This window comes from Klebsiella sp. w6 (assembly GCF_033100215.1).
Lineage (GTDB): Bacteria > Pseudomonadota > Gammaproteobacteria > Enterobacterales > Enterobacteriaceae > Klebsiella > Klebsiella variicola.
In genome coordinates, this window is record NZ_CP136907.1 from 4,260,153 (window position 1) to 4,283,701 (window position 23,549).

Below are 23,549 nucleotides of genomic sequence, written 5' to 3' on the forward strand. Positions count from 1 at the left end.
GATAATAATTCCACCTGCATCCTCTATACGCCTTCGCGTTGTATGGCATTGCGTCAGCCCGTTGGTTATATTTCCCATGTAGTAGCCGGGAAAATCAGGGTCGTCGCCATGGCGTAAAAATGACGAAAGCTATATAAAAAAGTGACGTGAACCTATGGCAATCAATCAGACCGCTCAACCCCTGTCCGGCCCCGCTGCGCCGCCGCAAAAAGCACGCACCTCGTTTGGCATCTTAGGCGCGATCAGCCTGTCCCATTTGCTTAACGATATGATCCAGTCGCTCATCCTGGCGATTTACCCGCTGCTGCAGGCGGAGTTCTCCCTTACCTTCGTGCAGATCGGGATGATCACCCTCACCTTCCAGCTGACCTCATCGCTATTCCAGCCGGTGATTGGTTACATCACCGATAAGCGCTCAATGCCGTGGTCCCTGCCGGTGGGCATGTGCTTCACCCTCTGCGGTTTGATTCTGCTGGCGCTGGCCGGGAGTTTCGGCATGGTGCTGCTGGCTGCCGCGCTGGTGGGTACCGGCTCCTCGGTTTTCCATCCGGAATCATCCCGCGTGGCGCGGATGGCCTCTGGCGGCCGTCACGGCCTGGCCCAGTCGCTGTTCCAGGTCGGCGGCAACTTCGGCAGCTCGCTTGGTCCATTGCTGGCGGCGGTGATTATCGCTCCCTATGGCAAAGGCAACGTCGCCTGGTTCGTGCTGGCCGCCCTGCTGGCTATTGTGGTGCTGTCGCAAATCAGCCGCTGGTATGCCGCGCAGCACCGGATGAATAAAGGCAAACCGAAGCCGCTGATCGTTAATCCGCTGCCGCGCAATAAGGTGATTCTGGCGGTAGGTATTCTGCTGATGCTGATTTTCTCGAAATATTTCTATATGGCGAGCATTAGCAGCTATTACACCTTTTATCTGATGCATAAGTTCGGATTATCGGTGCAAAATGCCCAGCTTCATCTGTTTGCCTTCCTGTTCGCGGTTGCCGCCGGGACGGTAATCGGCGGGCCAGTTGGCGATAAAATTGGACGTAAATATGTGATTTGGGGCTCTATCCTCGGTGTGGCGCCGTTTACCCTCGTTTTACCCTACGCCAGCCTTGAATGGACGGGGATTTTAACGGTGATTATTGGTTTTATCCTCGCCTCGGCCTTTTCCGCTATCCTGGTCTATGCGCAGGAGCTGCTGCCGGGTCGAATCGGCATGGTTTCTGGCCTGTTCTTCGGCTTCGCCTTTGGCATGGGTGGCCTTGGCGCCGCGGTGCTGGGCCTGCTGGCGGACCATACCAGTATCGATCTGGTGTATAAAATCTGTGCCTTCCTGCCGCTGCTGGGTTTCCTGACGATATTTCTTCCTGATAACCGGCAAAAAGCCTGATTATCCGGCGGCCAAAGTGCAACGCTGGCCGCCGTTATCCCTTGCGCCATCAGCCTGATGCGCGCATTCCCTCCGCGATTTTCCCTTCTGTGCCTTTTGGCCGGTTAATTCCATTTTTTTGCACAATTCAAGAATTATTCATAAACAAAGTGAACGTTTTTGTCATAAACTATTACCCGGATAGGGTAGCAAAATGGACCGATACACCACTGGAAAGGAGACGGAATGCACCACGCAACACCGCTTATCACCACCATTGTCGGCGGCCTCGTGCTCGCCTTTATTCTCGGCATGATTGCCAATAAGCTACGTATTTCTCCTCTGGTGGGATATCTCTTAGCGGGCGTGCTGGCCGGACCTTTCACCCCAGGCTTTGTTGCTGATACCAAACTGGCTCCTGAACTGGCAGAACTCGGCGTGATCCTGCTGATGTTCGGCGTCGGGCTGCATTTTTCCCTGAAAGATCTGATGGCGGTAAAGTCGATCGCCATTCCCGGGGCCATCGCCCAGATAGCCGTGGCGACGCTGCTGGGTATGGCACTTTCCGCCGCCCTTGGCTGGTCGCTGATGACCGGCATCGTCTTTGGCCTGTGTCTCTCCACCGCCAGTACCGTGGTGCTACTGCGTGCCCTCGAGGAGCGACAGCTTATTGACAGTCAGCGCGGGCAGATTGCCATTGGCTGGCTGATTGTAGAAGACCTGGTGATGGTCCTGACGCTGGTCCTGCTGCCAGCGATTGCCGGGATGACGGAGAAAGGTGACGTTGGCTTCGCCTCTCTCGCCCTCGACCTCGGGATCACCATTGGTAAAGTGGTGGCCTTTATCGCCATCATGATGCTGGTCGGTCGCCGGTTGGTGCCGTGGATCATGTCGCGCAGCGCCGCCACCGGATCACGCGAGCTGTTCACCCTGTCGGTGCTGGCCCTGGCGCTGGGCATCGCCTTCGGCGCCGTGGAGCTGTTTGATGTCTCCTTCGCCCTTGGCGCCTTCTTCGCCGGCATGGTGCTTAACGAATCTGAGCTGAGCCACCGCGCCGCCCATGACACCCTGCCGCTGCGCGACGCCTTCGCGGTGCTGTTCTTTGTCTCCGTCGGCATGCTGTTTGACCCGATGGTGCTGGTGCAGCAGCCGCTGGCGGTGCTGGCGACACTGGCGATTATTATCTTTGGTAAATCCGCCGCCGCCTTTTTCCTCGTGCGTATGTTTGGTCATTCGCCGCGTACCGCATTGACCATTGCCGCCAGCCTGGCGCAGATTGGTGAGTTTGCCTTTATTCTCGCCGGCCTGGGGATGGCGCTTAACCTGCTGCCGCAGGCTGGACAAAACCTGGTGCTGGCCGGGGCGATCATCTCGATTATGCTCAACCCGGTGCTGTTTACCCTGCTGGAAAAATATCTCGATAAAACCGAAACCCTCGACGAGCAGACGCTGGAAGAGGTGCTGGAAGATGAGAAACAGGTGCCAGTCGATATCTGTAACCACGCGCTGCTGGTTGGCTTCGGCCGCGTCGGCAGTCTGCTGGGCGAGAAGCTGATGGCCCAGGGGATCCCGCTGGTGGTGGTTGAAACCTCGCGTACCCGCGTGGATGAGTTACGCGAGCGCGGGATCAGCGCGGTGCTGGGTAATGCCGCCAATGAAGAGATCATGGAACTGGCGCATCTCGACTGCGCCCGCTGGCTGCTGCTGACTATCCCCAACGGCTACGAGGCCGGAGAGATTGTCGCTTCCGCACGGGAAAAATGCCCGAATATCGAGATCATCGCCCGCGCCCATTACGATGATGAAGTGGACTACATTATCGATCGCGGGGCTAATCAGGTGGTGATGGGCGAGCGGGAAATTGCCCGCGCCATGCTGCAGCTTTTGGAAACGCCACCGGCCGGTGAAGTGGTCACCGGCTGATGTACTGCCCTCTCCCCGTCGGGAGAGGGCCGCGCTTACCGATCCCAGTACGCCTCTTCCAGGCTGTCCTCACGCTCCGGCAGGCCGCGGGTTAAACGCGGCGAGTGCTGGTTCAGTACCTGATAGCTCACGCGGTTGGCATATTTACACACCTGCGCCAGTGAGGAGTAGGTCAGCCATTTGCATTTGTGCTTGCTGGAGTTGGGCACGTTATTGCGGTGGTAGTTATTGGCGGTGATGTCATGCAGCAGCGCCGCCAGGGCGCCATCGCCAGCGCCGTTGGTATTCATGATTTTTTCAGGCCCGCCCATATACGGGGCGATATGTGAATAGATACGCAGCGGATTAACGCAATCCTGGTGGCGCATCGCACGGCTGAATTCAAACTGGTTAAACTCCGGGATCGCCCCCGGCAGCAGCCGATGCTGGGTTTTCCGCTTCGCCTCTTCTTCGGTAAAGCCCGCCATATACAGGCCCGCCGGACCGGCAGTGCACAGCACCAGGTCGACCCAGTCCAGCGCTTTATCCGCCGCCGACAGCGGATCGGCAAAACCGGTCAGGGCTTCCCCTTCTTCTTCATTCATCGCCAGAATCGAGACATGCTCCTGCAGGAACTGCTGCCACCACGCCGGGTTATCGGCAATCACGTATTTAGTTCCGAGAGTTAACACCACCGGAACATCATGCTTTTTGGCGTACTCGATGGCTTTCATCGTGGCGTCTGGCATCGGCTCGCCCGGCTTGCAGCGTACCAGGTAGGAGGTGAGCACCAGCGCCGAGGCGCCGGCGATCACCGCTTCCGGAATGCTTTCCGGGCGCAGCTTGTTCATGTGACCCGGGCTGATGGCGAAGGTGCGCTCGCCGCTGTCGCTGATCAGGGTAAAACAGCGGCCAATGGCGCCGTCGACGCCCTGCAGATAGTTCAGATCGGTGCGGCTGGAGGTATTGCACAGGTAGCGATAGGCATAGCCGCCGATGTCGATATTGCTGCACATCACGCCAAGCAGCACCGAGCGATCGTCCGCCAGCACCGAGTAGTTATGCATGGTATTGCCGATGGTGCCGCCGGCAAACTGATGGGTAATGAGATTATTGCGTACCAGCTCCTGGTACAGCGCCTCGGCGACGTCATCTTCAATCACCAGCGAGTGGCCCGCGCTCAGACCATAGCGTACGATAAACGCTTCATCCACTTTCGCTTCGATATCCACCAGCGTCTGGTCGATACCGACCACCCAGGAGACGCTGGATTCATTCTCCGGCTGAATTTGCTGCAGCAGCGGGTCGCGGGCGTTGACGGGAAAATAGTGTTTGGATTTGCGTTTACCGGGAAATTTCATAGTGGCGCTTAAATAACAGGGAACAAGCGGGAAATAGTAGCATATTCCCCGCCCTGCGCGCGATCAGCGATAAGGCGCCGTCAGGTTGACCATCATCTCAATATGCGCCACATCCGCATTTAGCGCCGGAATATATTCATACTGCTCGCCACCCGCTTCGAGGAAAACTTCCCGGTTCTGAACGGCAATCTCTTCCAGCGTTTCGAGACAGTCAGCGGCAAACCCCGGGCACAGCACCTGAATATGCTTCGTCCCCTGCTCGCCAAGCATCTTCAGCGTCTCATCGGTGTAAGGCGTCAGCCAGGGTTCCCGGCCAAAGCGCGACTGGAAGGTCATCATCACCCGCTCCGGCGGCAGCCCCAGCGCGGAAACCAGTTCCCGCGTGGTATCGCGACAGCGCTGGGGATAATCATCGCCCTGGTTGGCATAGCGCTGCGGGATCCCATGGTAGGAGAGCAGCAGCAGATCGGGTTCCCCGTGCACCGCGAAGGAGGCGCGCACGCTGGCCGCCAGCGCATGGATATAGTCCGGGTGATCGGCATAGTCGCGAATAAACGAGATACCCGGAATAGCGCGCTTTTTCGCAAGGATCCGCGCCAGCTCATCCCAGACGGCGGCCACCGTCGAACAGGAATATTGTGGGTACAGCGGCAGCACCACGATGTGTCCCACCCCCTGCGCCAGTAAATCATCCACCGCGCTGGCCAGCGACGGCGAACCATAGCTCATGCCCAGCGCCACCGGCGTATCCGGCAGCCTGGCGGCCAGCGCCTGCTGCTGGCGACGGCTGTATACCATCAGCGGCGATCCCTCCTCCATCCACACGGACTGATAGAGCTTCGCCACGCGCGGGGAGCGAATCGGCAGTATGACGCCACGCAGCAGCGGCCACCATAGCAGACGAGATGTATCCACCACCCGTTTGTCGCTGAGGAATTGTCGCAGATAGCGCTTCACCGCACCGGGGGTGGGCGCATCGGGAGTGCCTAAATTGGCCAGCAAGATACCTGTTTTCGTCTGATGCATTACCGCCTCTTAACCATTTGAATCGCAGCCAATTGTAGCTGAAATGGCGCTAAACGGAACCAATCATAGCAAAAGGTAGAAATGAGAGGAGTTCTCATCCTGCGGCAGCAGGATGAGAAAAGGCTTTATCAGCCGAGGATTTTTTCCAGTTCAGCGCGCACGTCAGCTACCGCTTTGGTGCCGTCGACTTTGGCATATTTGGTGTTGCCCGCCTGCGCTTCTTTGGTGTAGTAGCCGATCAGCGGTGCTGTCATCTGATGGTATTCCACCAGGCGCTTACGCACGGTCTCTTCCTGGTCGTCTTTACGGGTGGTCAGCTCTTCGCCGGTCACGTCGTCTTTGCCTTCCACCTTCGGCGGATTGAATTTGATGTGGTATACGCGACCGGATGCCGCGTGAACGCGACGGCCAACGATGCGGTCGACGATCAGTTCGTCCGGCACGTCGAATTCCAGCACGTAATCAACGGTAATACCCGCTTCTTTCATGGCGTCAGCCTGCGGAATGGTGCGCGGGAAGCCGTCCAGCAGGAAACCGTTACGGCAATCTTCCTGGGCGATACGCTCTTTCACCAGCGCGATGACCAGCTCATCGGTCACCAGCTTGCCGGCGTCCATAATGTCTTTCGCTTGCTTACCGAGCTCAGAGCCGGATTTTACCGCCGCGCGCAGCATATCGCCGGTGGAGATTTGCGGAATACCGTATTTCTCCATGATGAACTGAGCCTGAGTTCCTTTACCCGCGCCCGGAGCGCCAAGCAGAATAATACGCATTACGAAAATCCCCTCAAAAGTCGATTCAATTTTTCAAAAACGCTAAACCATACCACCAGAACGGCGATGGCTCAAGGAAGGCGGTGCGGCTGAAACGGTTAATGGTGAGATATTTTATGCAATCCAATGTGAAATGCCCCGCCGGAGCAAATTGCTCAGACGGGGCATTTATTCCGTTTCCGGCGTCGCGTCGCTCGGCCGGGCTACTCGTTCAGCTTCGCGTCAGGAAGCCAGCAGCTGGTTCATACGACGGATAAACTGGTTCGGATCTTCCAGCGTGCCGCGCTCGGCCAGCAGCGCCTGATCCAGCAGCAGTTCCACCCATTCGCCGAACTGGGCGTCATCCTGGGTATCGGCGGCGCGTTTCACCAGCTGATGCGCCGGGTTCAGTTCGAAGATGTATTTCACTTCCGGTGCCGCCTGGCCCGCTGCCGCGAACAGCTTCGCCATCTGCGTGCTCATCTCATCGGCATCGGTAGTGACAATCGCCGGGGTGTCGGTCAGACGATGGGTCAGACGCACCTCTTTCACCCGGTCGCCAAGCAGGTTTTTCACACGCTCAACGAACGGCTCCAGCGCTTTTTCAGCTTCTTTGGTGGACTCGTCCACTTCATCCGCCAGCTTGTCCAGCGACTCGTCGGCTTTCGCCACCGACTGGAACGCTTTGCCGTCGAACTCGGTCAGGTAGCTCATCATCCACTCGTCGATGCGATCGGAGAGCAGCAGAACTTCAATCCCTTTCTTACGCAGCAGTTCGAGGTGCGGGCTGCTCTTCGCCGCCGCATAGCTGTCGGCAGTGATGTAGTAGATCTTCTCCTGGCCTTCTTTCATCCGCGAGACATACTCTTCCAGCGACACGGTCTGCGCGGAGGAGTCGGTATGCGTCGTCGCGAAACGCAGCAGTTTGGCGATCGCTTCCTGGTTGCTCGGATCTTCCGCCGGGCCCTCTTTCAGCACCAGGCCGAACTGTTTCCAGAAGGTTTGATATTTTTCAGCGTCGTCTTTCGCCAGCTTATCCAGCATCTGCAGCGCGCGTTTGGTCAGCGCGGTACGCAGGTTGCGGGTCACGCTGCTGTCCTGCAGGATTTCACGGGAGACGTTCAGCGGCAGATCGTTGGAGTCGATCAGGCCGCGCACGAAGCGCAGGTAGTTCGGCATAAACTGCTCGGCGTCGTCCATAATGAACACACGCTGCACGTACAGCTTCAGGCCGTGTTTATGATCGCGGTTCCACATATCCCACGGCGCCTGCGACGGGATATATAGCAGGCTGGTGTACTCCTGCTTACCTTCCACGCGGTTGTGGCTCCAGGTCAGCGGGTCGCTATAGTCGTGAGCGATATGCTTGTAGAACTCTTTGTATTCGTCGTCGTTCACTTCGGACTTGCTGCGGGTCCACAGGGCCTGCGCCTTGTTGATTTTTTCCCACGAAATCACGGTTTCGCCGTCTTTCTCTTCCTGCTTTTCAATCTCAACCGGCAGCGCGATATGGTCGGAATACTTGCTGATGATGGAGCGCACGCGCCAGTCGTTGAGGAAATCGTCTTCGCCTTCACGCAGATGCAGGGTGATTTCGGTGCCGCGATCGGCCTTGGTGATGTCGGCAACGGTATATTCCCCTTCGCCGGCGGATTCCCAGAACACGCCGTTCTCAGGTTTATCGCCCGCCGCACGGGTACGCACGGTCACTTTATCCGCCACGATGAAGGCAGAGTAGAAGCCGACGCCGAACTGGCCGATCAGCTGGCTGTCTTTCGCCTGGTCGGAACCCATCGATTCCAGAAACGCTTTGGTGCCGGATTTGGCGATAGTGCCGAGATGATCGATAACCTCTTCCCGGTTCATGCCGATACCGTTATCGGCGATGGTCAGGGTGCGGTTGTCTTTATCAAACGAAACCCGTACGCGCAACTCGCCATCGCCCTCATACAAATCCGGCTGCGACAGCGCGCGGAAACGCAGCTTATCGGCCGCATCAGAGGCGTTGGAAATCAGCTCACGCAGAAAGATTTCTTTGTTGGAATAGAGGGAATGGATCATCAGGTGCAGAAGTTGCTTTACCTCTGACTGAAAACCACGAGTTTCTTGTCCTTTCATCTGATTCAACCTCAACAATGCCATTTTAAATGGGGTAAAAAACCGTTGAGTGGGAGATGGGGACTGCGGGGAAATTTTTCAAGCGGAGGCGGCGCTGGCCGCCTCCATTTGTTCAGAAAGTAATCTTGTGACGACCGGCCAGCGAGTGGGACAGCGTGGTGCCGTCGACCATTTCCAGCTCGCCGCCCACCGGCACGCCGTGGGCGATGCGGCTGGCATCAACGCCATACTGCGCGCACAGCTCCGCGATGTAGTTGGCCGTCGCCTCACCCTCAACGGTCGGGTTAGTGGCAAGGATCACCTCGGTGATCGACTCCGCTTCCAGCCGTTGTTCAAGGCGATCGAGCCCGATGTCATCTGGCCCGATGCCGTCGAGCGGCGACAGGTGCCCCATCAGCACGAAGTAGCGGCCGGAATACTGCCCGGTCTGCTCGATGGCGTGGATGTCCGCCGGACTCTCCACCACGCAGATCTGGCCGTTTTCCTGGCGACGCGGGTTGCTGCAGATATTGCACACCTCCTGCTCGGTGAAGGTGCGGCAATCGGCGCAGTGGCCGATCTCCGACATCGCGCGCGTCAGCGCCTGCGCCAGGCGCATACCGCCGCTGCGATCGCGCTGCAGCAGGGTAAACGCCATGCGCTGCGCCGACTTCGGGCCAACGCCCGGCAGACAGCGCAGCGCTTCCATAAGCTGAGTTAACAGCGGGCTGGTTTGCATCAGAACGGCATCTTGAAGCCTGGCGGCAGCTGCATACCGGCAGAAACGGAAGCCATCTTCTCTTTCTGGGTCTCTTCAATGCGGCGCGCGGCGTCGTTAAACGCGGCAGCCACCAGATCTTCCAGCATCTCTTTGTCGTCTTCCAGCAGGCTTGGGTCGATTTCCACACGGCGGCAGTTGTGCGCGCCGTTAATGGTCACTTTCACCAGACCCGCGCCGGATTCGCCAGTCACTTCCAGCTGAGCGATCTCTTCCTGCATCTTCTGCATTTTGTCTTGCATCTGCTGGGCCTGCTTCATCAGGTTACCCAGGCCGCCTTTTCCACCAAACATAGGCTTCTCTCTCAGTCATCGTTAAAGGTACTGAATGCCAGTCAGACTGGCGTTCAAATGGGGCGGATACTCTCTTCATCCAGATCGGCGTCGAAGAAACGACGCAGGGTCTGAATGTTATTATCCGCGATAATGGCTTCGCGCGCCTGCGCGAGCTTTTCTTCATAAATAGCCTGCCGCCACTCCAGCGGCGTACGCATCGCGGGATTATCATCTTCCACGATGGTCAATTCAACCGGCGTACCGTACAACACCCCCAGCGCTTCAGCCAGCTTTTGCTGCGCGCCGGTGGAATTGAGGTGACGCTGGCTGGGGCGCAGATGCAGACAGACGCGGCTGCCCTCCTGCTCTTTCCACGCGTTGAGCGCCACCTGCTCGACCAGCTTAGGTACCGCCAGCCGGCTCACTTCCGCCGCCCAGCTGTCGCGCTCGACCGCTTCTTCGGCGAGCTTGGCCGCCAGCTCCGGCGTCTTCTCATGCTCCAGCGCTTTTTTCAGCGCTTTTGGCGTCGCGACTTCGACTTTGGCCTCTTCAACCACTGTCGTCGCCTTCCAGCGATAGGCCTCTTTCTTCGCCGGGGCCTGCTCAAGGGCAGCCGCCGCCGGACGAGCCTGGACGCGCTCGGTAATCGAACTCAGTCGCTCCAGCGCAGCGTTATTCACCGGCCGCGCGCGGGAAGCGGCTGCCGGTTCACTCTTTTTTGGAGTGGTTGCTCCCTGGCTGCGCTGCAGGTGGCTGCGGGCCGCCAGCACCTGGCTGGTGGTCGGCGGCAAACTCTGCGACGGCTGCTGCGGCGGCGCAGCGGGGGCAACCGGCTGACGCGGCGCGGGCGCGGCGGTCTGTGCTGGCTGCACTTCCGGCTCTGGCAGCGGCTTACGCGGATGAAACGCCAGCGCGCGGAGCAGCGTCATTTCGACGCCCATTCGCCGGTCCGGCGCATAAGGCAGCTCTTTGCGGCCCATCAGCAGCGTTTGGTAGTAAAGCTGAACGTCACCCGGCGGTACAGTTCGCGCCAGCTCGCGCATCCGCACTTCGACCGTGGCCATATCGGCGCCCAGCGCCGAAGGCGACAGCTGTACCATGGCGATGCGGTGCAGCAGGCTCTGCATCTCCACCAACAGCGCCTCCCACTCGACGCCGCGTGCGGCGGCGTCATTGACGCCCGCCATCACCCGCTCGCCGTCGGCAGCGACCAGCGCTTCAATCAGCGACAGCGCCTGATCGTCATCAAGGGTGCCGAGCATAGTGCTCACCGATGCGGCCGTCAGCTGTCCTTCTCCACTGGCAATCGCCTGATCGGTCAGGCTTAAGGCATCGCGCAGGCTGCCGTCGGCTGCCCGCGACAAGAGCTGCAGCGCACGGGGCTCAAAGGCAATCTGCTCTTCGCCAAGAATATGCTCCAGCTGATGGCGGATCTGTTCAACATCCAGGGCTTTGAGATGGAACTGCAGGCAGCGGGATAAGATCGTCACCGGCAGCTTCTGCGGATCCGTCGTCGCCAGCAGGAATTTGACGTGCGCCGGCGGCTCCTCCAGCGTTTTTAATAACGCGTTGAAGCTGTGGCGCGACAGCATATGGACTTCGTCGATGAGATAGACCTTAAAGCGGCCGCGGGCCGGCGCGTACTGGACGTTATCCAGCAGATCGCGGGTATCTTCGACTTTGGTGCGCGAGGCGGCGTCAATCTCAATCAGATCGACAAAACGCCCCTGTTCAATTTCCCGGCAGTTATCGCACACGCCGCAGGGGGTGGCGGTGATGCCGGTTTCACAGTTTAACCCTTTCGCCAGCAGACGGGCGATGGAGGTCTTACCGACCCCGCGGGTACCGGAAAAGAGATAAGCGTGATGAATGCGCCCTAACGACAAGCCGTTCGCCAGTGCGGTCAGCACATGTTCCTGGCCGACGACGTCAGCAAAGGTTTGTGGGCGCCATTTACGGGCTAAGACCTGATAACTCATGGGCTGGCTCTGAAACGCTGGAAGGTGAAATCACGAAGGGGTCATGCTATCACAGCCCCGCCCGATCGGCGAGGCTATGTGGAGGGATTTGCTTAGTGGCCCGGGAACGGCACCAGGCTGTAGCAGTGGATCCCCAGCTTCTCCAGGCGCTGTTCGCCGCCCAGATCGAACAGGTTGATAATGAAAGCGGCATCGTGCACTTCGCCGCCGAGACGGCGGATCAGTTTGACCGTCGCGTCGATGGTGCCGCCGGTCGCCAGCAGATCATCCACCACCAGCACCTTGTCGCCCGGTTTGATCGCATCAACGTGGATCTCCAGCTGATCGGTGCCATACTCCAGCTCATAGCTCTCGGCAATGGTTTCACGCGGCAACTTACGCGGCTTGCGAACCGGAACAAAGCCCACGCCCAGCGCCAGCGCAACCGGGGCGCCGAACAGGAAGCCACGCGCCTCAGTCCCTACCACTTTGGTAATACCCGCGTCTTTGTAGCGCTCGGTCAGCAGTTCAATGCTAAGCGCGTAGGCCTTCGGGTCTTCCAGTAAGCTGGTGACATCGCGGAAAAGAATGCCAGGTTTTGGATAATCCTCGATACTCTGGATGCTGTTCTTCAGATATTCAAGCTGCTGTGCAGTTGCGGTCATAAGTGTATGCCTGATTGAAACGGTGTTACCCACGGGCGTGCAAAAGGGGCCAAAGAAACATTTGTTTAACCTTTGACCAGGCTTACCCGCGCTCGAAAACGCCAGAATTTACTGGCTGTCAGCAACAATTGCAACAGGCATTATTGCGCATCAGTGCTTTTGTTGCTTTGCGTCAACCACCGGAATGCGCCACATAAAGATCAGCAGGCAGGCCAGAATGACCAACAGCATGATGCGCACCCACGTAAGCTTAACCAGCCACAGCGAAATAGCAAAAGTCACCACGATCATCGCAATGGCGCGCGGTTTGGCGCCGCGAGGCATCGCGCGGTACTGCTGCCAGTGGCGAAGATAGCCGCCAAACCAGGAGCGATACAGCAGCCACTGGTGAAAGCGCGGCGATGAGCGGGCAAAGCACCAGGCGGCGAGCAGAATAAACGGCGTCGTCGGCAGCAACGGTAAGAAGATGCCCAGCGTACCCAGCGCTACCGCCAGCCAGCCGATAATGGTTAGAATAACAGGTGGCATAATGCGAATCGTTATCAAACAGATGAGGCTACTGTAGCACAGTTGGCTGGAAGGGAATGGAGAGGTGTGGTGAAAACAGCTCAACTTTTACAAACGCTCAACGATCAGCTCAGCGAGCTGGCCGCGCTGGTGGCGCCGCTGGCGGAGCACGCGACCCTGAGCCCACGCTTTGACCGTCAGCTCTTTCATACCCGCAGCACGCTGATGCAGGACTATCTGGCGGAAGCCCGGCAAAACTTTTCCCAACTGAGCCAGGCCGTCGAGCGCCAGCAACTGCCGCAGGTGGTCTGGATTGCCGAGCGTCTGGCGGCGCAAATCGCCGCGCTGCGTCGTGAAACCGCCACCTGGTCCTTGCGCAGTTGGGACCACGCGTCGCCAACGCTGAGCCGCTGGCAGCGCCGTCGCCTGCAGCATCAGGAGTATGAGCGCCGCCTGCTGGCGATGCGCGACCAACGTCAGCGTCAGCTGGCGCAGGCGACCAGCCTTGACGAGCAGCAGCGGCTGGGGAAAGAAGTTGAAGCCTACAGCGGCCGGTTGGCGCGCTGCCGACAGGCACTGGACAAGATTGAAAACGTACTGGCGCGGCTGACGCGCTAACAGGAGAGCCCGATGTCGCTGGAAAATGCATCCGATGAGGTCAAACTGGCCGTCGATTTAATCATGTTGCTGGAATCGCATCAGATCCCGGCGCAAACCGTGCTGGGCGCGCTGGAAATTGTCAGGCGGGATTATGCAAACAAGTTAAAAAACGCGGAAAGCGGGTCGCAAAACCCAGAGAAGTAGGATGTTGTCTCCGGCAGTGTGCTGGCAGTCTGGTCCTCTGCGCATGACGCCACTGGAGACAATATTGATGGAAAAAGTCAGTCAAACCCCACACGACGCGGTGTTTCGCCAGATGCTCATGCATCAGGCGGTCGCGAAGGATTTTTTGCAGTTGTATCTCCCCGCGCCGTTTCTGGCGATCTGCGAACTGGATTCGCTGCAGCTGGTCTCCGGTAGCTTTGTTGAAGAGGACCTGCGCGCCAGCTATTCCGATATCCTTTACTCACTGCGCACGCGTCATGGACCGGGCTATGTGTACGCGCTGATTGAGCACCAGAGTACCCCGGACAAGCTGATGGCATTTCGCCTGCTGCGCTATGCGCTGGCCGCCATGCAGCGTCATCTGGACGCTGGCCACGACACGCTGCCGCTGGTGGTGCCCATTCTGTTTTATCACGGCAAAGTGAGCCCCTGGCCCTGGGCCCGCAACTGGCAACAGCTATTCGCCGATCCGGCGCTGGCGAAGACGCTCTATAGCAATGATTTTCCGCTGGTGGACCTCACCGTAATGCCAGATAATCAGATCGCCCGTCATCGGCGGATGGCCATGCTGGAGCTGCTGCAAAAGCATATCCGCCATCGCGATCTGGCCGAGCTGCAGGTGCCGCTGATTGCGCTGATGACGCAAGGCTATCTGACCGAAGCGCAGCTGAATACGCTGCTGCGCTATATGTTGCAGGCGGGAACTACGGAACATCCGGGGGCGCTGATCCGCACGCTGGCGGCGCAGTCGCCCAGGCATAAGGAGCTGATGATGACCATTGCCGAATGGCTGGAAGAAAAAGGCCGTAAACAGGGACAGCAAGAGGGTGAGCAGGAAGCCACCCGCAGCATCGCCGCCAGAATGTTGGCGCGCGGCCTCGAACGTCAAACCGTGCAGGAGCTCACCGGGCTCAGCGATGAAGAACTCGCCGCGCTGGCACCCTGAAGCAGCAGGGGCGGCTTTGCGCCGCCCCTCTTCGATCAGGACGCGGTGGTGGGCGCCAGATCGTCCCCCTTCCCGTCCCGCTTCACTTCGGTGACTTCATCGCCTTTTTCATTGCGCAGATGAACTTCCAGCTGGTTAAAGGCAATGTTAATGTCATTCTCCCGGCACAGGCGGTCGATGGCGCGGTTGAGCTCATCCACCGTGTAGCTGCGATCGCGCAGTTCACGAACATACAGACGCAGTTCATGATCCAGCGTACTGGCCCCGAAGGTGGTGAAGAAAACCGCTGGCGCCGGCTCCTGCATCACTTTCGGATGATCGTGCGCGGCCTTCAGCAGCACCTCTTTCACTTTATCCAGATCGGAGCCATAGGCGACGCCGAGGCGGATCACCACCCGGGTCACGGTGTCGGAGAGCGACCAGTTGATCAAGCGCTCGGTAACGAACGCCTTGTTCGGGATAATTACCTCTTTGCGATCGAAGTCGGTGATGGTGGTCGCGCGGATACGGATTTTGCTTACCGTACCGGAGAAGGTGCCGATGGTTACCGTATCCCCAATGCGCACTGGACGCTCGAACAGAATAATCAGACCGGAGACGAAGTTACCGAAGATCTCCTGCAGGCCAAAACCTAAACCAACCGACAGCGCGGCCGCCAGCCATTGTAGTTTATCCCAGGAGACGCCCAGCGACCCGAACACCGTCATCGCCCCGATGGCGATAATCGCATAGTTAAGAATGGTGGTGATGGCGTAGGAGGTGCCCTGACGCATATTGAGACGCGAGAGAACCAGCACCTCCAGCAGACCCGGCAGGTTGCGTATTAGCGCCCAGGCGACCATCGACGCCACAATGGCAAACAGCAGACTGCCCATCGTGACGCTGCGCACCACGCTGGCCCCCGCTTCGGTACCGTTGTAGTGCCAGAGGGTAATGCTGTCGAGATAGGCGAAAACGGTGATCAGATCAGACCAAATCGCCCAGAACATGACCGCGAACAGCGCGATCATCACCAGCATGGTGATGCGCAGCGTCTGCTGGTTGACCTGCTCGAGAGCGATAGTCGGCTCCTCCTGCGGCTCGGCGCCTTCCGCGCCCTCCTTCACCAGATGCTGACGGCGCGCCAGCGCCCGGCGCCAGGCGATACGTCGCGCCGCCACGCTCAGACCGCGCAGCACGGTCTGGTACAGCAGGTTCCAGATCATCACCAGATACACGGTCTCGATCCAGCGTCCCGCCAGGCGCAGCGTGGTGTAGAAGTAACCGGTCGCCGTCAGCACCATCAGGGCTACCGGGACAATAGACAGCACGGTGATCGTCAGCAGGCGCAGGCTGTGTGATTCTTTATCACGCCAGCTTTCCCGACACATCGGCCAGACCAGCACGGCAATCAGCAGCAGATTGAAGAAAATCACAAACTGCCCCAGCACGTCGTCCATCAGGTTCAGTGGCGACAGCTCGGAAATCACCGACCAGAAATTCAGCGGCAGCAACGCGAGGCTGACGCGAACAATTTGTCGCCGCCAGTGGCTGGTCAACTGCGCAGGCATATTGAAGTGGCTGACCGCCACGCCGTTCTTTTCCAGCACTTTCCAGCACAGACCAAAGACCAGCCAGAACATGGCCAGCTTTTTACTGTACGCCCACAGCAGTCCGCTGATATTAAGCTGCATGGTGAGTAAGATCAGGCCAATCGCCAAAATTACCAGCACCACCGGCAAGGCCCGAATCAGGTCGATCAGGATCGCCTTTGGCGTATGCAGCTGGGTATCGTTGCGCAGCTGCCCCACCTGGGAAGCAAGCTTAGCCTGATAATCCTTCAGCCACTGCAGACGCCAGCGGATCAGGCCGGCAATCAGCAGCAATGGTAAACCGGCCAGGAAAGCGATAAACACCGCGGGCCACGCTTTTTCCCAGTTCACGGTGATTTTCATCGCCTTAAACTGACCTTTCAGCGCTTCCGGGAAGGCCTTAATCCACTCCCAGTCCATCGGTTTATTGCTGTTCACCCAGAAAATTTGTTGGGTCAGAATTTCCTTCAGACTGCTCGAGACGCTCATCAACTGCTGCTGGTTGATCTGCAGGTTGATGGCCATCATCAGCTGGTTCCCCAGCTGTTTGTTGAACTGGTCAAGCAGTTCGCGGCGCATGTCGATCACTTCCAGTAGCGCGGCGTGGACTTCATCGTTCACTTCGCTGCTGTGCCCCTCCTCCAGTTTGGCGACAAAGGCATCGCTCTGGAACAGCGCGTCGCGCTGCTGGTTCACCTCAAACTGCTCGAGCCGCAGGTCGGCGATGCGGTTGGTCATATCCTGCAGTTCGTCCGCCGACGGCAGCGTCTGCTGTTGCTGATAAAGAATGCGCGACAGCAGCAGGCTCCCCCGCAGAACTGAAATTTGCTCTTTAATATCCCGTTCAGACTGCAGCGCGCGGTCGAGCCAGTTCTTCACCTGGATATTGCGCTGCACCAGCTGGTTACCGTTCTCCGTCGCCTGGATCAGCTTCTCGCTGAGCTGATGGTTAATATCCAGCTCCTGCTTAACCAGCGGATTGGCCTGAATTCGCGTGGTTTCGTCCGGGGTGACCGCCTCCTGGGCGGTTTTCTCCGTCAGCGTAAGCCGCTTGCTGTTCACCGCCTCCTGCAGCAGCTGCAGCTGATGCTCCAGCCGGTTGCTCCAGGCGGTGACGTAGTCACGCTGCTTCTGCAGGGTATCCTGCAGGACGGTGTTGCCTTCGAGGCTCTTGCGCTGCTGCTCAATCTGCGCGTTGAGCAGCGCCTGTTGAGCCTGCAACAGCACCTGCTGGGTCGGGCGCAGCGTCTCGTCGCCCACCGAGGTGCCATTCAGCCGATTGCGGATCTGCTGCAACTGTTGGGAGGCGTTATACATCGCGTTCTGCACACGTTCCGGCTGCGTTTGCAGGGAAACCAGCTGGCTGTTATAGGTCGCCAGATCGTTTTGCGCATTCTGCAGATCGTCCAGCGTCTGGGTGACGCGTGACTCCAGTTGACGCAGAGAGAGCGTACTGAGCGTTTTGCGCGTGGCGGCGTCGTCAGGGACCTCGCTCAGGTTGTTGAGACTATCCACCGCCTGGCGCAGCTTCGCCGGGGCTTGCTCGACCTGCTGACGCAGCTGTGCCGTCTCGCTTTTGATGCGCTCGATTTTATCCAGCGTTTCCAGCGTCTGGGTCAAATCCTGCTGGACCAGTTTGTCCTGCGGAGTCAGTTCTTTTTGCTTGTTTAACGTATTGAGCTGGCTCTGCACCTCTGCCCGGTCAGGGAGGTCCGCGGCGCGGCCCTGAACTGGGCTGAAAAGGCCAATAAAGCAGAGCAGCGTAATGAAAAAGATAAACGTGGCGCGTTGCCTGGAGATCGTGTGCAGCATAGTTAATATGAATGAATGCAAATGCCGGAGAATACCGGGGGTCGTCGCAAGCGCGCAGAATAGCACTTCTCTTCGCTGGCGAATAGCGGCGGACGGCGCTAAAAATTCACGTACATCCGCGCGCTAACGTTAAGCTGTCAGGCTCTCCGGGCCGCGTAGCGTAGGACAGAACTGATACATCTCCAGCAGGATGGCGACGTAGTCGCGCGCTTCCGCATGCAGGTCGAACGAGTCAGGGGCAAACAGCCAGTTTTCCATCAGGCCGGAAAGGTAGCTGCGCATTAACACGGCCGCCCGCCGGGTGAGTAAATTGGCGGGCAACAGCTTCGCGGCGATGCACTCTTTTAAGGTCTGCTCGATACGCTCGTAGCTCGCCAGGGAGAGCTGCCGCTGGGCCTGCTGCACCACGGTCATCTCACCGACAAACTCACACTTATGATAGATAATCTCCATCATTAATCGTCGACGTTCCTCTGTCACTGTCGCTTCAAGAACATAGACTAATATCTCCCTGATAACTGAGAGTGGATCGTTGGGGAATTTTGCCCGATACTCAATTTCGAGATCGCTAATACTGGCGTCTGACAGCTCCCAAATTTCGTTGAATAAATCTGATTTATTCTTGAAATGCCAGTAGATAGCCCCCCTCGTTACACCCGCAGCTTTTGCAATTGTTGCCAACGAGGTAGATGATACGCCTTGCTGCGAAAACAGACGCAGAGCAACATCCAGAATCAGTTGCCGGGTTTCACGTGCCTGTTGTTTGGTTTTTCGTGCCATAGGTTAATGACTTTACAGAGGTTACGTTTACATACATTTGTGAATGTATGTACCATAGCATGACCATAATAGAAAGACTGTAGTGGGTTTGTGGTTGTTTGAGCCACTGAACATTTTGAAATTGGACACTCGAGGTTTACATATGAACAAAAACAGAGGGTTAACGCCTCTGGCGGTCGTTCTGATGCTCTCAGGCAGCTTAGCGCTAACAGGATGTGACGATAAACCGGCTCAACAAGGAGCCCAGCACATGCCGGAAGTCGGTATTGTGACGCTCAAATCCGCACCTCTACAAATAACCACCGAACTGCCAGGCCGCACCAGCGCCTATCGCATTGCGGAAGTCCGTCCTCAGGTCAGTGGCATTATTTTAAAACGTAACTTCGTGGAAGGTAGCGACATCCAGGCCGGCGTTTCCCTGTATCAGATCGATCCCGCCACCTATCAGGCCAGCTATGACAGCGCCAAAGGCGACCTGGCAAAAGCCCAGGCGGCGGCGAACATGGATCAACTGACGGTCAAGCGTTATCAGAAACTGTTAGGCACTAAATATATTAGTCAACAAGACTACGATACCGCCGTCGCGACGGCACAGCAGAGCAATGCGGCCGTGGTCGCAGCGAAAGCGGCCGTGGAAACTGCGCGCATCAATCTGGCCTACACCAAAGTCACCTCGCCGATCAGCGGCCGGATTGGTAAATCCGCGGTGACCGAAGGGGCGCTGGTGCAGAATGGTCAAACGACTGCCCTGGCAACTGTTCAGCAGCTGGATCCGATCTATGTTGACGTCACCCAGTCGAGCAATGATTTCCTGCGCCTGAAACAGGAGCTGGCCGATGGCCGCCTGAAACAGGAAAACGGCAAAGCGAAAGTGGAGCTGGTGACGAATGACGGTCTTAAGTATCCGCAGGCCGGCACGCTGGAATTTTCGGATGTCACCGTCGATCAGACCACCGGCTCTATCACGCTGCGCGCGATTTTCCCGAACCCGGACCATACCCTGCTACCGGGGATGTTTGTGCGTGCCCGTCTGGAAGAAGGGGTTAACCCTGACGCCCTGCTGGTACCGCAACAGGGTGTTACCCGTACGCCGCGCGGCGACGCCAGCGTCATGGTGGTCGGGGAAGGCGATAAAGTCGAAGTCCGCCAGGTCACTGCTTCTCAGGCGATCGGCGATAAATGGCTGGTCACTGACGGTCTGAAAACTGGCGATCGCGTTATCGTCACCGGCCTGCAAAAAATCAAACCAGGCGTGCAGGTAAAAGCGCAGGAAGTAGCTTCTGATGATAAACAGCAAGCCGCAGGCAACGCGCCATCAGAACAAACCAAGTCTTAACTTAAACAGGAGCCGTTAAGACATGCCTAATTTCTTTATCGATCGCCCCATATTTGCATGGGTGATCGCCATCATCATCATGCTGGCTGGGGGATTATCGATCCTCAAATTGCCGGTAGCGCAATATCCGACGATTGCGCCGCCAGCAATTTCCATTACCGCCATGTACCCCGGTGCTGACGCCGAAACTGTGCAGAACACCGTGACTCAGGTTATCGAACAGAATATGAACGGTATCGACCACCTGATGTACATGTCCTCCAATGGCGACTCCACCGGTACGGCGACCATCACCCTGACCTTCGAATCCGGTACCGATCCGGATATTGCCCAGGTTCAGGTTCAGAACAAGCTGGCGCTGGCGACACCTCTGCTGCCGCAAGAAGTACAGCAGCAAGGGATTAGCGTTGAGAAAGCGTCCAGCAGCTTCCTGATGGTTGTCGGCGTTATTAACACCAACGGCACCATGAACCAGGACGATATTTCGGACTATGTGGCGGCCAACATGAAGGACCCGATCAGCCGTACCAGCGGTGTCGGCGACGTTCAGCTGTTCGGTTCCCAGTACGCGATGCGTATCTGGATGGATCCGAACAAACTGAACAACTTCCAGCTGACGCCGGTGGACGTGATCAGCGCCCTGAAAGCGCAGAACGCCCAGGTGGCCGCGGGTCAGTTAGGCGGTACGCCGCCGGTGAAAGGCCAGCAGCTTAACGCCTCGATCATCGCGCAAACCCGTCTGACCAATACCGAAGAGTTTGGCAACATTCTGCTGAAGGTGAACCAGGACGGTTCCCAGGTTCGTCTGCGCGATGTCGCCAAAATTGAGCTGGGCGGCGAAAGCTATGACGTAGTGGCGAAGTTTAACGGCCAGCCAGCATCGGGTCTGGGTATTAAACTGGCTACCGGCGCGAACGCGCTGGATACCGCCAACGCTATCCGTGCAGAACTGGCGAAGATGGAGCCGTTTTTCCCGTCGGGGATGAAGATCGTTTACCCGTATGACACCACCCCGTTCGTGAAAATCTCTATTCACGAAGTGGTTAAAACGCTGGTGGAAGCGATCATCCTGGTGTTCCTGGTCATGTATCTGTTCCTGCAGAACTTCCGCGCCACGCTGATCCCGACCATCGCCGTACCCGTAGTCCTGTTAGGCACCTTCGCGGTGTTGGCGGCGTTTGGCTTCTCGATAAACACCCTGACGATGTTCGGGATGGTGCTCGCCATCGGCCTGTTGGTGGATGACGCCATCGTGGTGGTCGAGAACGTCGAGCGCGTAATGGCGGAAGAGGGTCTGCCGCCGAAAGAAGCGACGCGTAAATCGATGGGACAGATCCAGGGCGCGCTGGTTGGTATCGCCATGGTGCTGTCGGCGGTATTTATCCCGATGGCGTTCTTCGGCGGTTCAACCGGGGCCATCTATCGCCAGTTCTCCATCACCATCGTTTCTGCGATGGCGCTGTCGGTACTGGTGGCGTTGATCCTGACGCCAGCGCTGTGCGCCACGATGCTGAAGCCTATTCAGAAAGGCAGCCATGGCGCGACCACCGGTTTCTTCGGTTGGTTTAACCGCATGTTCGATAAGAGCACGCACCACTACACCGACAGCGTAGGCAACATTCTGCGCAGCACCGGTCGTTATCTGGTCCTGTATCTGATCATCGTGGTGGGCATGGCGTGGCTGTTCGTCCGTCTGCCGAGCTCGTTCCTGCCGGACGAGGACCAGGGGGTATTCCTGAGCATGGCGCAGCTGCCTGCCGGCGCCACCCAGGAGCGTACGCAGAAAGTGCTGGATGAGATGACGAATTACTATCTCACCAAAGAGAAGGACAACGTGGAATCCGTGTTTGCGGTTAACGGCTTCGGCTTCGCCGGCCGCGGCCAGAACACCGGCATCGCGTTCGTCTCGCTGAAAGACTGGAGCCAGCGTCCGGGTGAGGAAAACAAAGTTGAAGCGATCACCGGCCGGGCGATGGGCTACTTCTCGCAGATTAAAGATGCGATGGTGTTCGCCTTTAACCTGCCAGCTATCGTCGAACTGGGTACCGCGACCGGCTTTGACTTCCAGCTGATTGACCAGGGCGGTCTGGGACACGAAAAACTGACCCAGGCGCGAAATCAGCTGTTTGGCATGGTGGCGCAGCACCCTGACGTGCTGACCGGCGTGCGCCCTAACGGCCTGGAAGATACACCGCAGTTTAAAATCGATATCGATCAGGAAAAAGCCCAGGCGCTGGGCGTCTCCATCAGCGACATTAACACCACGCTGGGCGCGGCCTGGGGCGGGAGCTATGTCAACGACTTTATCGACCGCGGCCGCGTGAAGAAAGTGTACATCATGTCTGAAGCGAAATACCGTATGCTGCCGGAAGACATCGGCAAGTGGTATGTTCGTGGCAGCGATGGTCAGATGGTGCCGTTCTCCGCCTTCTCTACTTCGCGTTGGGAATACGGTTCGCCGCGTCTGGAACGCTACAACGGCCTGCCGTCGCTGGAAATTCTCGGCCAGGCAGCGCCAGGCAAGAGTACCGGTGAGGCGATGAGCCTGATGGAAGAGCTGGCGGGTAAACTGCCTTCCGGTATCGGCTACGACTGGACCGGGATGTCTTATCAGGAACGACTGTCCGGCAACCAGGCCCCTGCCCTGTATGCCATTTCGCTGATTGTCGTCTTCCTGTGTCTGGCAGCGCTGTATGAGAGCTGGTCAATTCCGTTCTCGGTCATGCTGGTCGTTCCGCTGGGTGTGGTCGGTGCGCTGTTAGCCGCTACCTTCCGCGGTTTAACCAACGACGTTTACTTCCAGGTGGGCCTGTTGACCACCATCGGCCTGTCGGCGAAGAACGCGATATTGATCGTTGAATTCGCCAAAGACCTGATGGAGAAAGAGGGTAAAGGGCTAATTGAGGCAACGCTTGAAGCAGTGCGTATGCGTCTGCGTCCGATCCTGATGACCTCCCTGGCGTTTATCCTCGGCGTTATGCCGCTGGTGATCAGCTCGGGTGCCGGCTCCGGCGCGCAGAACGCCGTCGGTACTGGCGTAATGGGCGGGATGGTGACCGCGACGATTCTGGCCATCTTCTTCGTGCCAGTGTTCTTCGTGGTGGTTCGTCGCCGCTTTAGCAAGAAATCGGAAGATATTGAGCACAGCCATCAGGTTGAGCATCATTAATCGTCACACTTGAACAAAGGGCCGCCTTCGCGGCCCTTTTTTTGTCCGTCGCAACAGGGCACATATTGCCATTGTTTATTTTTCACACTGCATTTAATATATATTGATATGGTCCTGGCTATTTTTTCACATTGCCTGGTACTTATGATCTTTACACACTCATTTACCAGGAATAATCCTAATACCAACGCCCGCGGCCGGCGGTTTCTGAACGCGACAGCTGCCTGCCTTAAGCCGATGATTGATAAGACTTCTCTATTTCTCGGGCTGTGTGCCAGGGCCTGCGAAATTAATTCGTCTATTTTTAAGATAATTTCTCTCTGATAATTGTAATTTTTCGTAATAGCACGATGAAATCTGTTGGAGAGTGGATTATAGTTAAATCAGCAGGATTACTCAGTTAGTGTCAGGTCGGTTAGTCGTGTTCATCCCACA

18 protein-coding genes and 1 other annotated feature are annotated in these 23,549 nt (G+C 57.7%); of the genes, 7 read left to right on the forward strand and 11 right to left on the reverse strand.

The window, feature by feature from the left end; genetic code table 11:
- Positions 1-154 precede the first annotated feature (154 nt).
- Positions 155-1,375 (forward strand): MFS transporter, encoded by a 1,221-nt coding sequence (locus tag R0140_RS20925; protein ID WP_008805454.1) that lies wholly within the window; start codon positions 155-157, stop codon positions 1,373-1,375.
- 225 nt (positions 1,376-1,600) lie between these two features.
- Positions 1,601-3,277, forward strand: a complete 1,677-nt coding sequence (gene ybaL / locus R0140_RS20930) for a YbaL family putative K(+) efflux transporter (protein WP_008805453.1) — start codon at positions 1,601-1,603, stop codon at positions 3,275-3,277.
- A gap of 35 nt (positions 3,278-3,312) precedes the next feature.
- On the opposite strand, the gene R0140_RS20935 is transcribed toward ybaL, so the two are convergent.
- The 9 genes from R0140_RS20935 to R0140_RS20975 form a co-directional block, all read right to left on the reverse strand.
- On the reverse strand, positions 3,313-4,617 hold the full coding sequence (locus R0140_RS20935) for an inosine/guanosine kinase (RefSeq protein WP_032739207.1): 1,305 nt from the start codon (positions 4,615-4,617) through the stop codon (positions 3,313-3,315).
- A gap of 63 nt (positions 4,618-4,680) precedes the next feature.
- Positions 4,681-5,643: a ferrochelatase gene (gene hemH / locus R0140_RS20940; protein WP_008805451.1), complete on the reverse strand. Its 963-nt coding sequence runs from the start codon at positions 5,641-5,643 to the stop codon at positions 4,681-4,683.
- A gap of 128 nt (positions 5,644-5,771) precedes the next feature.
- On the reverse strand, positions 5,772-6,416 hold the full coding sequence (gene adk, locus R0140_RS20945) for an adenylate kinase (protein WP_002892184.1): 645 nt from the start codon (positions 6,414-6,416) through the stop codon (positions 5,772-5,774).
- Positions 6,417-6,638: 222 nt separating this feature from the next.
- Complete coding sequence (gene htpG, locus R0140_RS20950; RefSeq protein ID WP_012542661.1) at positions 6,639-8,513, reverse strand: molecular chaperone HtpG; 1,875 nt, start codon at positions 8,511-8,513, stop codon at positions 6,639-6,641.
- 112 nt (positions 8,514-8,625) lie between these two features.
- Positions 8,626-9,231 (reverse strand): recombination mediator RecR, encoded by a 606-nt coding sequence (recR, locus tag R0140_RS20955; RefSeq protein WP_008805449.1) that lies wholly within the window; start codon positions 9,229-9,231, stop codon positions 8,626-8,628.
- The gene (locus R0140_RS20960; RefSeq protein ID WP_008805448.1) at positions 9,231-9,563 is read right to left on the reverse strand and encodes a YbaB/EbfC family nucleoid-associated protein; all 333 of its coding nucleotides are present in this window, start codon (positions 9,561-9,563) and stop codon (positions 9,231-9,233) included. The genes recR and R0140_RS20960 overlap by 1 nt, the downstream gene beginning before the upstream one ends.
- A 53-nt stretch (positions 9,564-9,616) precedes the next feature.
- Complete coding sequence (gene dnaX, locus R0140_RS20965; protein ID WP_012968809.1) at positions 9,617-11,524, reverse strand: DNA polymerase III subunit gamma/tau; 1,908 nt, start codon at positions 11,522-11,524, stop codon at positions 9,617-9,619.
- Positions 10,220-10,284 (reverse strand) — a sequence feature (DnaX frameshifting element). It overlaps the preceding gene by 65 nt.
- Before the next feature lie 92 nt (positions 11,525-11,616).
- Positions 11,617-12,168: an adenine phosphoribosyltransferase gene (apt, locus tag R0140_RS20970; RefSeq protein ID WP_012542663.1), complete on the reverse strand. Its 552-nt coding sequence runs from the start codon at positions 12,166-12,168 to the stop codon at positions 11,617-11,619.
- Positions 12,169-12,318: 150 nt separating this feature from the next.
- Positions 12,319-12,696, reverse strand: coding sequence for a DUF454 family protein (locus R0140_RS20975; protein WP_008805444.1), 378 nt, complete (start codon positions 12,694-12,696; stop codon positions 12,319-12,321).
- A gap of 69 nt (positions 12,697-12,765) precedes the next feature.
- Here R0140_RS20975 and priC point away from each other — a divergent pair, with 69 nt between their 5' ends.
- The 3 genes from priC to R0140_RS20990 all read left to right on the forward strand — a co-directional run bounded on the left by priC (position 12,766) and on the right by R0140_RS20990 (position 14,446).
- Positions 12,766-13,293, forward strand: coding sequence for a primosomal replication protein N'' (gene priC / locus R0140_RS20980; protein WP_016160398.1), 528 nt, complete (start codon positions 12,766-12,768; stop codon positions 13,291-13,293).
- Positions 13,294-13,305: 12 nt separating this feature from the next.
- The gene (gene rsmS, locus R0140_RS20985) at positions 13,306-13,479 is read left to right on the forward strand and encodes a pleiotropic regulatory protein RsmS (RefSeq protein ID WP_008805442.1); all 174 of its coding nucleotides are present in this window, start codon (positions 13,306-13,308) and stop codon (positions 13,477-13,479) included.
- A gap of 67 nt (positions 13,480-13,546) precedes the next feature.
- The gene (locus tag R0140_RS20990; RefSeq protein WP_016160397.1) at positions 13,547-14,446 is read left to right on the forward strand and encodes an Rpn family recombination-promoting nuclease/putative transposase; all 900 of its coding nucleotides are present in this window, start codon (positions 13,547-13,549) and stop codon (positions 14,444-14,446) included.
- 35 nt (positions 14,447-14,481) lie between these two features.
- Here R0140_RS20990 and mscK read toward each other — a convergent pair whose 3' ends face one another.
- Entirely contained in the window at positions 14,482-17,829 is a 3,348-nt protein-coding gene (gene mscK, locus R0140_RS20995; RefSeq protein ID WP_012968812.1) for a mechanosensitive channel MscK, read from the reverse strand.
- A 129-nt stretch (positions 17,830-17,958) separates the two neighbouring features.
- Entirely contained in the window at positions 17,959-18,609 is a 651-nt protein-coding gene (acrR, locus tag R0140_RS21000) for a multidrug efflux transporter transcriptional repressor AcrR (protein ID WP_008805439.1), read from the reverse strand.
- A 142-nt stretch (positions 18,610-18,751) separates the two neighbouring features.
- On the opposite strand from acrR, the gene acrA reads away from it, so the two are divergent.
- Together acrA and acrB are read left to right on the forward strand one after the other, a co-directional pair.
- Entirely contained in the window at positions 18,752-19,945 is a 1,194-nt protein-coding gene (acrA, locus tag R0140_RS21005; protein ID WP_008805438.1) for a multidrug efflux RND transporter periplasmic adaptor subunit AcrA, read from the forward strand.
- 22 nt (positions 19,946-19,967) lie between these two features.
- Positions 19,968-23,114 carry a multidrug efflux RND transporter permease subunit AcrB gene (acrB, locus tag R0140_RS21010; protein ID WP_008805437.1) on the forward strand — a complete coding sequence of 1,049 codons (3,147 nt, stop codon included), beginning with the start codon at positions 19,968-19,970 and terminating at the stop codon, positions 23,112-23,114.
- The last annotated feature ends 435 nt before the right edge of the window (positions 23,115-23,549 follow it).

Coding starts and splice junctions, on each gene's coding strand:
- recR (WP_008805449.1), bottom strand. CDS start 9,231: ATGCAAACCAGCCCGCTGTTAACTCAGCTTATGGAAGCGCTGCGCTGT.
- htpG (WP_012542661.1), bottom strand. CDS start 8,513: ATGAAAGGACAAGAAACTCGTGGTTTTCAGTCAGAGGTAAAGCAACTT.
- acrR (WP_008805439.1), bottom strand. CDS start 18,609: ATGGCACGAAAAACCAAACAACAGGCACGTGAAACCCGGCAACTGATT.
- acrB (WP_008805437.1), top strand. CDS start 19,968: ATGCCTAATTTCTTTATCGATCGCCCCATATTTGCATGGGTGATCGCC.
- ybaL (WP_008805453.1), top strand. CDS start 1,601: ATGCACCACGCAACACCGCTTATCACCACCATTGTCGGCGGCCTCGTG.
- apt (WP_012542663.1), bottom strand. CDS start 12,168: ATGACCGCAACTGCACAGCAGCTTGAATATCTGAAGAACAGCATCCAG.
- dnaX (WP_012968809.1), bottom strand. CDS start 11,524: ATGAGTTATCAGGTCTTAGCCCGTAAATGGCGCCCACAAACCTTTGCT.
- R0140_RS20975 (WP_008805444.1), bottom strand. CDS start 12,696: ATGCCACCTGTTATTCTAACCATTATCGGCTGGCTGGCGGTAGCGCTG.
- R0140_RS20960 (WP_008805448.1), bottom strand. CDS start 9,563: ATGTTTGGTGGAAAAGGCGGCCTGGGTAACCTGATGAAGCAGGCCCAG.
- acrA (WP_008805438.1), top strand. CDS start 18,752: ATGAACAAAAACAGAGGGTTAACGCCTCTGGCGGTCGTTCTGATGCTC.
- R0140_RS20935 (WP_032739207.1), bottom strand. CDS start 4,617: ATGAAATTTCCCGGTAAACGCAAATCCAAACACTATTTTCCCGTCAAC.
- mscK (WP_012968812.1), bottom strand. CDS start 17,829: ATGCTGCACACGATCTCCAGGCAACGCGCCACGTTTATCTTTTTCATT.
- R0140_RS20925 (WP_008805454.1), top strand. CDS start 155: ATGGCAATCAATCAGACCGCTCAACCCCTGTCCGGCCCCGCTGCGCCG.
- adk (WP_002892184.1), bottom strand. CDS start 6,416: ATGCGTATTATTCTGCTTGGCGCTCCGGGCGCGGGTAAAGGAACTCAG.
- rsmS (WP_008805442.1), top strand. CDS start 13,306: ATGTCGCTGGAAAATGCATCCGATGAGGTCAAACTGGCCGTCGATTTA.
- hemH (WP_008805451.1), bottom strand. CDS start 5,643: ATGCATCAGACGAAAACAGGTATCTTGCTGGCCAATTTAGGCACTCCC.
- R0140_RS20990 (WP_016160397.1), top strand. CDS start 13,547: ATGGAAAAAGTCAGTCAAACCCCACACGACGCGGTGTTTCGCCAGATG.